The 12115-nt window shown below is 57.3% G+C and carries 7 protein-coding genes and 1 pseudogene; 4 read left to right on the top strand and 4 right to left on the bottom strand.

The annotated features are described in order from the left end of the window. Nucleotides 1–37 precede the first annotated feature (37 nt). The 4 genes and pseudogenes from H6G62_RS03040 to H6G62_RS03050 form a co-directional block, all read right to left on the bottom strand. Entirely contained in the window at nt 38–406 is a 369-nt protein-coding gene (locus H6G62_RS03040) for a UPF0175 family protein (RefSeq protein WP_190492634.1), read from the bottom strand. 166 nt (nt 407–572) lie between these two features. Further along, nucleotides 573–1844: a chloride channel protein gene (locus H6G62_RS03045; RefSeq protein WP_242051797.1), complete on the bottom strand. Its 1272-nt coding sequence runs from the start codon at nt 1842–1844 to the stop codon at nt 573–575. 106 nt (nt 1845–1950) lie between these two features. After that, complete coding sequence (locus H6G62_RS27650) at nt 1951–2796, bottom strand: CAAD domain-containing protein (protein ID WP_347239276.1); 846 nt, start codon at nt 2794–2796, stop codon at nt 1951–1953. Further along, nucleotides 2785–5292, bottom strand: a pseudogene (locus H6G62_RS03050) (valine--tRNA ligase); the annotation flags it as partial. The pseudogene H6G62_RS03050 and the gene H6G62_RS27650, both read right to left, overlap by 12 nt. 314 nt (nt 5293–5606) lie before the next feature. Between H6G62_RS03050 and H6G62_RS28515 the strand changes: the two are divergent. The 4 genes from H6G62_RS28515 to H6G62_RS03070 all read left to right on the top strand — a co-directional run bounded on the left by H6G62_RS28515 (nt 5607) and on the right by H6G62_RS03070 (nt 11837). After that, a complete protein-coding gene (locus H6G62_RS28515; protein WP_190492637.1) occupies nt 5607–7991 on the top strand; it encodes a tetratricopeptide repeat protein in 2385 nt (794 codons plus the stop codon). Between the two features lie 171 nt (nt 7992–8162). After that, a complete protein-coding gene (locus H6G62_RS03060; protein ID WP_199324693.1) occupies nt 8163–9836 on the top strand; it encodes a S8 family serine peptidase in 1674 nt (557 codons plus the stop codon). Nucleotides 9837–10080: 244 nt separating this feature from the next. Then, a complete protein-coding gene (locus tag H6G62_RS03065; protein ID WP_190492638.1) occupies nt 10081–11019 on the top strand; it encodes a site-specific DNA-methyltransferase in 939 nt (312 codons plus the stop codon). A 65-nt stretch (nt 11020–11084) separates the two neighbouring features. Beyond that, nucleotides 11085–11837 carry a lipase family protein gene (locus tag H6G62_RS03070; RefSeq protein WP_190492639.1) on the top strand — a complete coding sequence of 251 codons (753 nt, stop codon included), beginning with the start codon at nt 11085–11087 and terminating at the stop codon, nt 11835–11837. The last annotated feature ends 278 nt before the right edge of the window (nt 11838–12115 follow it).

Raw genomic sequence — 12115 nt, forward strand, 5'->3', positions numbered from 1 at the left:
CCCACACTAGCATCTACCACACATTTAAAATAAGCAATCATCGGGCACGATCTTCCTGAATCAGGGTGAAGGTATTAGGTAACTGGTGTTGTTCAGGGGAAAAGGTTCTTCGCTGTTCAATCCGTTGTAGAATTTCCACCTGAGTGGGCTTTAGTTGTGCCTGTGTTAAACCATTTGCCTGAATGGTATTGAAGTCTTGTCGAAAATCTTCAATACCATAATGAATGGAGATTTTACGGCTACCCAATATTCGTTGAAATTCTAGTTGGCTTATGCCTACAAACTGGCTGGCTGTATCCAGGGTAATTTTTTCTTGCTGAAACAGCAGAATAGCAATTTCTAGCTTGAGATCAACCTCAGAAATATGTGCCGTTTGCAAAAACTCATCAGAAATGACTAAACTCATGACCTTAACCTCCTGTCACGAAAGGATTCATAATTCTGAGCTTGCCGCCAAAGGGCTTAAATTTGTCCTGTGCTAGAGTCAAGCGCATGGGTGAAGCCACGGCTATCGAGGACAAAACCCGCTACAGCAATTCTAAATGACCGTCAGTTCCCTAATGACAGCATCATTAGGGCTGGTTGTTGCGGATAAAACTGGACAGTTGACTGACTATCCGTGCGGTTACCAACCCAGTGAGGGCACCGACCATTACTGTCGCCAGACAGGTTAGTTGCGCTCCTTGGGATCCGCCAACCCCCAGCACCATGGCGGCGGCTGTTAGCGGCAAGCGATACCCCCCAGCAATAGCGGCGGCGGATCCAGCGGATCCAGCCAGATTCCCCTCAATCCCAAGGGCGGTGGCAAACACTCGGCCACTCAGGTCACCGATTGCCAGAAACGGGACAAACACTCCACCACAGCCTCCAGCTAAAACGGCTGCCGTAGTGGCCATAGCCCGGAGCAGCGCCACAGCCAGCAGGTGGTAAGGGGTTGTTTCCATGGTTTCGGCCCAGACAATCGCGGCTCCTCCAGGCCCAAAAGCCGCTGCTGGGGTTGCAATCCATCCGATGAGCATTGCCAGCAGGAGCATAGCGATGCCACCGATCAGGAGCCGAATAGCTGGCCTCGTTTGCCAGCCTCTGGCCCAGTAGATAGCCTCCCCGGTCAGCGCTGTAATCGAGCCTGAAATTGCGCCAATGAACAAAGCCGCAGCCACCCCGTTCCACAGGTTAGTGGGGTCAGGACTGGGGACAATGAGCCGGATCAGTTGGAGATGAAAGGCAAGATTGATTCTCCATCCAACCAGTCCTCCGGCTAACATCGCCGCCACCCGCTCTGGGGTGGTCGGAACCTTGCGCCGCTGACTCAACTCAAACATGAAGAAACTGCCCACCAGGGGAATTCCCATCAGGGCAGACACCGCCGCCGCACCGCCACCAATCGCCAGAGGCCGCACCAAGGGGCGCAGAGAGGGGAATGCGTTACCCAACCAAGCCCCGGTTGCAACCCCAATATGGGCGGCGGGAGATTCTGTTCCCATCGGTGCCCCCAGCCCAACGGTAGATAGGATAGCCAGGGCACGCAAAGGGGCCAGATGCCAGGGGAAGCGCTCCTCTACTCCAGAGGCTCTCACCACATCGCCAGTTAAATCAGCGCGGGCAATGTCGCGGGGGAAGGAGTACCAGTTGATGAGAGAACCCCAGCGACTAGGGGAAGCCCCTTGGTGGGGAGCTACGGTCTGCACAGGTTGCCCCCTACCCAGTCCAAACAGGATCAGCACGGCTAACGAAACGCCGAGCAGCGGCAGCAGTAGCAACCGGAGGGTACCCAGTTCAGAAACGGTAGTGAGGAGGAGTTTAATCCACTCGGTCAGAAACACCGCAGCCAGACAGCCAACCAAACCTCCCAGCAGTCCACCCAATGTCCAAAGGAGCACCCTGGGCACTGTGGGCGTTATTAGAGGAGTTTGGTTGCTATTGGCCATGGCGTCCCATACCTCGCTTGGGCTACAGCAACGCCAGCCGCGACTTTAGGATCGCCGCCTGGGCTTCGGCTTCAGCGAGGGCATCGCGGGCACCCTGCACCACATCGGCGGGGGCTTTATCCACAAAGCCGGGATTGCTGAGGCGACCAGAAAGGGACTTGATTTCGACTTCCACTTTGCCCAGATCTTTTTCGACCTTGGCCCGTAGTGCATCCACATCCACAATGCCCGTTAGGGGAATGAGGACTTGGACGGTGCCCGTAACGCCAGCAAATAGCTTGCGGGACTCGACGGGTTCCGAGGGCGCTGGGGTTGTCACAACTTCAGGCGTCACCGCTTCAGGGGTGGCGACTTCAGGAGTAACAGGCGCAACCATGGAATCCGTAACGTCAGGAGTCACGCTTTCAGGGGAAACGGGTGCTTGAGCCTTGGGCTTCTCGGCCCCAAAGACGCTGAGCCGCCATTGGTTGATGGTTTGGAAGGTGCGCTGGCGATCCCCTGCGGTCAGCAGATTTTGGGCGATGAAGACCCCCGTCACCCAAATGCCGATCAACTCCAGCAGGCGACCGACGAGGGGCGTGCTGTCGATGGCTTCAATCACGCTGGTGGCCAGTTTGAGGGCAATCACCCCACCCAACAGCCACAGGAAGCTGCGTCCGGGGCGACGGATTTTGGCGATGGCGGTGTTGGCGTAGTGGAGGGGGTCATCCAGCAGGGGCCGGATGGTGTCCCAGAATTCCTTGAATTCGCCTGCCACTTGTTCCGGGGTGGGCGTGCCCGTGGTTGTGGTCGTAACCGGGGTTGATGGCTCGGTGACGGTGATCGAAACAGTGTGTGAGGCTTCGGCGACTTCAACCGCTGCGCTCACGGGGCTCTCTGCCGTGGTTTCGACAGTGGGGCTCGTAGCAGGGGCGGATCCGGCAATCACCAGCTTCTCGATTTTGCCGAGGTCTTTGATGTAGTTGGCGGTGGCTTGCAGGATGTGCCGTTCTTCGAGGTTTTCGGTTTCGAGGATGGTTTCGATGCGAAGACCAGGCTTGATGCCCGCCTCAGCCCGCAGGTTACGGACGGTGCGGACAGTGTTGAATAGCAGGGTGAACTGCTGCTCTAGGTGGTCGTCGATCAGGCTAGAGTCGGCGGCGGGGTAGGGCTGCACGGCTAAAAAGTCGCCTTCCAACTGGGTGAGAGTGTGCCACACTTCTTCGGTGATGTGGGGCATGAAGGGGTGCAGCAGCTTGAGGATGCCATCGAGCACAAAGGCGAGGGTTTGCTGGGCGGTGCGCTTGCTGGTGCCCTCAGTTTGGAAGCGGGGCTTCACTAGTTCGATGTACCAGTCGCAGAAGTCGCCCCAGATGAACTCATAGAGATCCTTGGAGGCTTCGCCCATGCCGTAGGCGTCCAGATGATCCCGCACGCTTTGCACCACGCGGTGGTAGCGGGAGAGAATCCAGCGGTCGGCCAGTTCTAGATTTTCGAGATCCGGTGCGCCTAGGTCGGCGGGGGATTGGCCCCCCAGGTTCATCATCACAAACCGAGAGGCGTTCCATAGCTTGTTGGTGAAGTTGCGGCTGGCTTCCACCGAGACCGACTCATCGGTTTTGCGGTTGTATTCCAGGCGAATATCCTGCCCCGCCCCGGTGACTTCGCGAATTAGGGTGTAGCGCAGGGCGTCGGTGCCGTACTTGTTGATGAGCACTAGGGGGTCGATGCCGTTGTTGGCGGATTTCGACATTTTTTTGTTGTTTTCGTCCCGCACCAGACCGTGGATGTAGACGGTCTCGAAGGGCATTTTGTCGGTAAAGTGCCCCGCCATCAGGGTCATCCGCGCCACCCAGAAAAAGATGATGTCGAACCCGGTGACGAGGGTGGTGGTGGGGTAGTAGGTTTGGAAATCCTTGGCGGATTCGTCGGGCCAGCCCATGGTGGAAAAGGGCCACAGACCGGAGGAAAACCAGGTATCCAGCACATCGGGATCCTGTCGTAGTTCCACCCGGTCGCCAAATTGGGCTTCGGCCTTGGCGCGGGCTTCTTCCTTTGTGGCGGCGACGACGAAGGGCGTGTGGTCGGTGATTTCCCAGTTGGTTTCGCTGATGGCATACCAGGCGGGAATTTGATGCCCCCACCACAACTGCCGCGAAATGCACCAGTCCTTCAGGTTCACCAGCCAGTCGCGGTAGACCTTCGTCCAGCGTTCGGGCACAAAGCGGGGGTCTTGGTGGTTGTCCAAATAATCCAGCGCTTTATCTGCCAGGGGGCGAATTTTCACAAACCACTGGGTAGACAGCAGGGGCTCCACGGGCACCTTACCCCGGTCGCTGTAGGGCACCGTGTGGCGGTAGTCTTCGACACGCGTCAAAAAGCCATCTGCATCCAGGCGCTGCACGACGGCCTTGCGGGCCTCGAATCGATCCATGCCCTCAAAGTCCCGCGCCATTTCGTTCATGGTGCCGTCTTTGTTCATCACATTGATCATGGGCAGGTTGTGGCGCTGCCCCATGGCGAAGTCATTAGGGTCGTGGGCGGGGGTGACTTTCACGCAGCCCGTGCCAAAGGCCGCATCCACGTACTCGTCGCCAATGACGGGGATTTCCGTGCCAATGATCGGCAGGCGCAGGGTTTTGCCGATCAGGTGCTTGTAGCGCTCGTCGTTGGGGTTCACCGCCACCGCCGTATCCCCCAGCATGGTTTCGGGGCGAGTGGTGGCTACTTCGAGATAGCTCAATGGGTCGTCGGTGAAGGGGTAGCGGAAATGCCAGAGGTGCCCGTCGATTTCCTTCTGCTCCACCTCCAAATCCGACACGGCGGACTGGCTAGAGGGGCACCAGTTCACCATATAGTTGCCCCGGTAGATCAGCCCTTCGTCGTAGAGTCGGGTGAAGGCGGTGAGCACCGCGTGGGACAGGCCCTCGTCCATGGTGAAGCGCTCCCGGCTCCAATCCACAGAAACGCCCAGTTTGCGAAGTTGGTTGACGATGGTGCCGCCAGATTCCGCCTTCCATGCCCAGGCCCGTTTGAGGTAGTCGTCGCGGCCCAAATCTTCCTTGGTTTTGCCTTCTGCCTGAAGCTGCCGATCCAAAATTGTCGCCACGGCGATGCTGGCGTGATCCGTCCCCGGCAACCACAGGGTATTGCGTCCGGCCATGCGTTGGTAGCGCACAATGGTGTCGATTAGGGCGTTCTCGAAGGCGTGGCCCATGTGCAAACTGCCCGTCACGTTCGGCGGCGGAATCACCACACAAAACGGCTCACCGGGATGGTCGGGGTCGGCCTTAAAGACCTGGGCCTCTTCCCAGCGGGTTTGCCACTTGGTTTCCGTTTGGGTGGGGTCGTACTGGGCCGAAAGTTCGGGAGTGGGAGCCGTCATCGCAAAACCTGAATCGCCAGGACTACATCATTACAGATTATCGTTCCAGACTATCGCTATGGACAATTCAACGGTCACCATTCGATGCGCCGATGGCATTTCCCCCAGCGGGAAATGACGGATGATCTGGCTCATTGCAAGACCCGTTGCGGCTCCATCGATCTGATACTATCGCCCAAAATTATCCTGATTTTAGGTGTCTCTAGCTGAAAACTAAACTACCTAGCGACATTGTGGCCTCGCCCCCTGAAGCCCCCAACTAGGCCACTATCGCTTTCAATGTGCATCCTTATCTATCATCAGGGGAACGAATCGTGGCGGATCAAACTTGGTTAAAGCACACCGAGCAGGTACTCCTGGTTGGGTCGGGTTTGGGTACCGTGGCGGCCATCGCGGCGCAAAATGTTGCCTTAGCTTCGGCTCCCTTAACAGTGATGGCAGCGGTGGGATTGCTGAATCGTCGCCAAACCGAGCGGCAGTTGACCGAGGCCCAGGAAAAACTCGCCCGCCAGCAACGACAGGCCAGCCATCGCCTCACCAGCCTGAGTAAGCAGGTCACAGCCCTGCCCTCGCCGGAGGCTCTGACCAATTTTCAGCGGTCGGTACTGGATCGCAACAACCGCACGTTTTTGCGGATGTCGGAGGAGATTAAAAGCATTCGACACCACGTCGATGATCGGATGCAGGCGTTGCATCCGCCGGATTTGAGCCAGATTCATCAAGACATTGCCCAACTCCAAGACCAATACGCCCATAACCATACCGAAACCCAAAACCTGACCAGCTATGTGCAACGGCTGGCCACGGTGCCCCGCATTGAAGGGGCAGAGGCCAAGCTCTCCCAGGTGCGGACAAATCTGATGCAGACGCGGGTGACCCTGGAAGCCCTGCGTTCGGAAACTCGCAACGCCATTGCCAGCCTGCAAGACAACATGGCCCAGTTAGAGCGGCGCTCCCAGGAGGCGACCCAACCTATCGAAGCCCACGACCTGCGAGCCGAGGTGGCAGAGATGGCGAAGACCGTGGCCCACTTGGTACCCCATGCAGAGTTTAGCAACCTCGTCAACCATGTGAAGGATCTGACCCGCCAGCAGGCCGACCTGGAACGCGCCCTGACCAAAATTCCGGTGGGTTCGGTGAATGGAATGCCCTCCGATGCCATGGCCAAGGCCGAACACACCCTCGCCGAACTGGAGCGCCTGAGCCAAGTGGTGCATCGACTACAACATCAGGTGAGCCGCCAGGAAACGGCGGGCCACAGTCGCGAACAGGTGCAGCAGGTGGTGTCGCAGTACCTAGGGCAGATGAAGGCCCAGTTGGCCCAACTGGAAGGGATCACCCAAACCTTGGCCGACCGCCAGCGCCAGCTTGCCAACCAGTGGGCCAAAACGAGCGCGGAGGCTGGAGGTGATCCCGCTGCCCGCCAAGGGTTGACCCAACTGGCCAAGCGCTTGCACCATACCGAATCCGCCGTCAAAACCCTGAAGCAGCGCAGCCTGGAGGCGGAATCCCGTACCACGCCAGATAGCCCCTGGATCCTCGACTTTCCGGTTCCCCTCGGCTCTGGCGTTGGAACTAGCGTCCCCACCCCCCATTCGGCGAGTCGGCAAGCCCTAGATCAGGCCCTAGACCAGGCCCAGCGGCGGCTGTTGATCGTCTGGCCCTGGGCCAGCCAAATTACCCTTGATGAGGATCTGTTGAAGCGCTTTACGCGACTGTTGGATCGGGGGGGGCAGCTAGAACTGGGCTGGTGCCACAAGGGAGATGCCCAGGAGGGGCGACTGGTATGGCGCATTAGTCAGCGATGGAACACCGATGGTGGTCATCTAGCGGCCTTGAAGGTGGCCCTGAATCAACTGTTACCCCTGCGCGAACATTATCCGGATCGATTCAAGTTCAAAATCATGGGTTCCGCCGAAAGCTATCTGGTCTGTGACAGCGGCCCTAGTGGTTTCCCAGAGGCGACCACCTATGCCATCGTCAGCCTGAAGGCGCTGCCCACCCACGCCGTCTCTATCCCAGGGGTGGAGGCCAAGCTGAAAACCCCTAACCCCCAAGTGGTGAACGCCCTGGTGCAGCGGTTCCAGGATCCCACCATTGCCCCCAACGATAAGGATGCCTTCTTTAACCGAGGCACCACCCGCCACGACCTGCGCGACCAGCCGGGTGCCATCAGCGACTACAGCCGAGTCTTGGCCCTCCAGCCCGACCACGCCGTGGCCCTCAACAACCGAGGGGCCGCCCGCCTAGAGATGAACCTGGCCGACGAAGCCGAACTAGATTTTACCGAAGCTATCAACCACAATCCACGCCTCTTTGCGGCCTACTGCAACCGAGGCTGGCTGCGCCTAGAACAACGCCGCTACCCCGCCGCCGTTCAGGATTTCACCCGCGCCATCGAACTCAAGCCCAACCTCCCCATGGCCTATGTGTATCGGGGCAGTGCTTTGCAAAAGTTGGGGGATCTGAAGGGGGCCGTGCGCGACTACAGCGACGCCATTGCCTGCGGCGACCCCATTGCCCTGCCCTACTGCTACCGTAGCGCCGCCTACGAAAGCCAAGGGGATGCCGAACGAGCCATTGCCGACCTCGAACGGGCCAGCGTTCACCTAGAGGCCCAGGGAGACTACCAAGCCCTATCCTCGGTGCAGCGCACCCTACAACGGCTGCAAAATCGCACCCTTCAGGCCAAACACTAGGCAAGCCTCATCCCTCCATTCGCCGACTAGGCTCCTAGGCATGGATCCGTTGGGGTGTCCTGGGTGGAAATCTTAAGGAGGGGGGCGGATTTACTGCCGCTGGCGGTGCCTTTGCGATAGAGTTTGCCCAGGGAGACATCCCAGCATTCCATCACGGTAGGACGGTTATCTATGGGTAAGCAGGGCCAGGGGACGCCACTCTCCCCGTCACTTGTTCCTTCATCCTGGCCACAAAAGCGGCGGCTGTTGCGCTGGGTGAAGATCGTCCTCGGTGTGGGAATGATGGGCGGGTTAGGGGCACAGCCCGGACTGGCCCTTTCCACCTCGGTGGGATCGGAAGGGATTGATGCCCGCCGTCTCCATGGAGAACCCTACGGCCTCACTGGGGGAAAAATTGCCATCGGCCAAGTGGAAATTGGTCGTCCGGGGCGGTTTGGTTTGGATAAGGGAACGCCTTCCCCCGTGGCGGTGTGGCGGGTGTTGCAGCTAGACCGCTGGGCCACGGCCAACGACTTTGTGGATGGCCATGCCGCCAATGTGGCCAGTGTGATGATTAGCCAAGACAAAACCCTGACCGGAGTAGCTCCAGAGGCGTTGCTCTATGCTGGGGCGGTGGGCGAATTGGACGGTAGCCGCAGTGCCCAGCCGGAGGAATGTTTGACCACCCAGGCCGTGGCCACCCAAAACAGCGGTGATGTGCGGGCCTTGAACTTTAGTTTTGGTGAGCCCCTCCGGCGCGATCCTCGCCCTAACCCGGTGCTGGATGGCAACGCCCTGCTGACCCAGTGTATCGATTGGTTGTCGCGGCACCATGGGGCACTCTATGTGATTGCGGGCAACCAGGGCCGGGGCGGCATTCCCATCCCCACGGATAACTTCAATGGCCTCAACATTGCCTACTCCCGCCGTGATGCCGATGGCCGCTTCACCCGATTGGATCAGGCCAACCTGGGCAGCGAACCCACGGTGCGATCTCCCCGTTCCCCCAATCCCGAAACCAATGTGGGGGCGCGGCGTTCCATCACCCTCGTTGCTCCGGGTCACGAGATTGAAATGTTTGACCCCGATGGGCGGCGGCGCATCTCCAGCGGCACTAGCTTTGCCGCCCCCCATGTGGTGGGCACCCTCGCCCTGATGCAGCAGTTGGTAGATCGGCAAATTCGGGCTGGGCTGAGCAACTGGTCGGTCAACGGACGACACCCCATGGTGATGAAGGCGGCCCTGATGAACGCTGCCGACAAACTGGAGGACAACGGCGACGGGCTGCGCCTGGGCATGGCCCGTACTTTGGTCGATAGTAGCAACCGCCCCTGGACAGACGCCGACGCCTACCGCGACCGCAAAATCCCCCTCCACAGCGACCTCGGTACCGGACATCTGAACGCCTACCGCGCCTACCAGCAGCTTTTGCCCGGAGCCTTTGGCCCAGAGGGCACCATCCCCGTCGTGGGATGGAACTTGGCGGAGGTAGATCGGGCGGGCACCTCGGTGCATGATTATGTCTTTGCCGAGCCGCTTCGGGGCGGCGGCTACCTCTCAGCAACCCTAGCCTGGGAACGGGTGGTCAACCTGGTAGACGACAACGGCAACGGCCTCTACGACATCGGCGAAAGCTTCCAGGATCAGGGGCTCAACGACCTCAACCTCTACCTGATGCCCGCCGACAGCGACGATCTCAGCCAAAGCCTCTGGTCATCCGTGAGCGAGGTGGACAGCGTGGAGCACATTTTCTATCAAATTCCGGAAACCGGACGCTACAAGCTGAGGGTAATCTATCAGCGACAGGTTCACAATCAACCCACCCAGCCCTACGGGTTGGCCTGGTGGGCGGTGTCGGCCCCTTAGAATGCTTGAGGCCAAGACATATAGCGAATTTCACTCAGTTCAAGGGCATCGCGATGATCCCCCACCCCCCTTAATAAGGGGGGTACAGAGTGAAACTTAGACAGCCAGGTACCGGGGGATCGAGAACGGATCAACGGTGTACCTCCCTCAAGGGATCATCGCTATGGGTGAACCAGTCATGTTGCCTCTAGTTCATCTCCGCTATAATTCACCCCTATGTCTTCACTGACATGTGAGCTTTAGGATGAAAAAACGTGCTATCTGCAATCGAACACTGACATGTTCAGACCAAGAGCTACTGGAATTAAGTCGTTATTTATTAACCCTTAATTCCCAAGTTGGCGTTGATGACATCAACGGAAGAGTGATTCAGCAAGACTTCTTTGATGTAGCGCAATATTTACCCAAGGAGTCTATTGACCTGTTGATCATGGATCCTCCTTACAACTTATCAAAGAACTATAATGGCCATCTCTTTAAAGAAAAAGAGAAAGGAGCGTATCAGGATTGGTTTTTATCTGTTCTAGAGTTGGTCAAACCCTTACTTAAAACCACTGCAACAATCTACGTTTGCTCCGACTGGAAAACATCTATTATTATTGCCCCGTTGCTTGAGCAAGAATTTTACGTTCGCAGTCGAGTGGCGTGGGAACGAGAAAAGGGGCGAGGCTCAAAATCAAACTGGAAAAATAATACTGAGGATATCTGGTTTTGTACCGTTACAGATAAATACATATTTAATGTCGATGCTGTTAAGCAAAAACGAAAGGTCATTGCTCCATACAGACATAAAGACGGCCAGCCAAAAGATTGGCAAGAAGAAGAGGATGGTAATTTTCGATTGACCTATCCGTCCAATATATGGACAGATATAAGTATCCCATTTTGGTCAATGCCTGAAAACACAGATCATCCAACACAAAAACCGGAAAAGCTAATTGCCAAATTAATTCTTGCAAGTTCTAAGCCTGGTGATCTAGTATTCGATCCGTTCCTTGGGAGCGGAACTACGGCAGTCGTTGCGAAGAAGCTTGATCGAAGTTTTGCTGGAATTGAACTAAACCAGGAGTATTGTTGCTGGGCTTTGAAACGCCTAAACCTAGCAGAAAAAGATGCTTCTATTCAAGGTTATGTAGACGGCATATTTTGGGAGAGGAATACATTAAGTAAGCGATCCAAGTAAGGTGAACTATTGGTGAGATCGCACGAGTTTGGTTTTATCGTATCGATACTTTAGGAGTTTATTCCATGGTTGACTACGCCTTGGCCCTGACCTGTGCTCGCCTATGCGAGGAAATTTATCGCGACTTTAGCGGGCTGCGGTTTTCCGCCTATCCCGATGTGGAACCCACCTTCATCGAAAGCCAAGATCAGGGGTTCACCGATACCCAGGCAGTGGTGCTGAATAAGCTCAGTAGTGATCGCCTGTACCTTGTCTTTCGGGGCTCAGATAAATCCATCGACTGGATGAACAATGTTCAGTTTCGCCAGCAGATCTACCCCTACGGTGACAGCACCACCGATGTTCGCTTCCACCAGGGCTTTATGACCGCCTACTTTGCAGTGCGAGATCGGCTACTGGAAACCCTGTCCACCTTCACCGGGCAGCAGGTCGTCGTCACTGGACACAGCCTCGGCGGTGCCCTGGCCACCATCGCCGCCCTCGATCTCCAGTACAATTTTGGCCGAGCCAACGATCTCAACTTTATCGTCAACACCTTTGGCGCACCCCGCGTCGGCAACCAGGCCCAGGTCGAGTCCTACAATCGTCGGGTGCCCAACAGCCAGCGCTTTATCCACGGGTGGGATGTGGTCACCCGCGTCCCCCGCGAATGGCAAGGATTCGCCCATGTGGATCAGGCCATCCAGCTTGGCTCCCGCTTCACCTGGCGCATCCTCAGCCGCCGTTTTAGCGACCATTCCATCGCCGCCTACGTTGCTGCCCTGGAGGAACCTGCCCCCGTCGCCGCCCCCCAGGCCATCGGCCAAGCCCTGCAATAACCCCAACCGAAGCAACACCTAATCAAACGACTTGCAGGCTTTGGCTTAACCCGAACTGGGGTTAAGTACACACAAGCTATCGATGCTGACCTTGCCAGGGATTGATCCCCCCTAGCCCCCCTTGAAAAGGGGGGAACCGGAGTCAAAGTCCCCCTTTTCAAGGGGGATTTAGCAGGGTGGTTTTATGTTAGCCAGCGAAAAACTTTCTGCACTTGATTAGCCAGTAACCGCATGGCCTCAGGCACCGTTCGAGTTCCCATCCGTCGGGCCAGAGTAAA

The organism is Phormidium sp. FACHB-1136 (assembly GCF_014697375.1).
Taxonomy (GTDB): Bacteria; Cyanobacteriota; Cyanobacteriia; order Phormidesmidales; family Phormidesmidaceae; genus Nodosilinea.

Excerpts from the sequence above, each read along its gene's own strand:
- H6G62_RS03040 (WP_190492634.1), bottom strand. The coding sequence starts at position 406 with ATGAGTTTAGTCATTTCTGATGAGTTTTTGCAAACGGCACATATTTCT.
- H6G62_RS03070 (WP_190492639.1), top strand. The coding sequence starts at position 11,085 with ATGGTTGACTACGCCTTGGCCCTGACCTGTGCTCGCCTATGCGAGGAA.
- H6G62_RS03065 (WP_190492638.1), top strand. The coding sequence starts at position 10,081 with ATGAAAAAACGTGCTATCTGCAATCGAACACTGACATGTTCAGACCAA.
- H6G62_RS03060 (WP_199324693.1), top strand. The coding sequence starts at position 8,163 with ATGGGTAAGCAGGGCCAGGGGACGCCACTCTCCCCGTCACTTGTTCCT.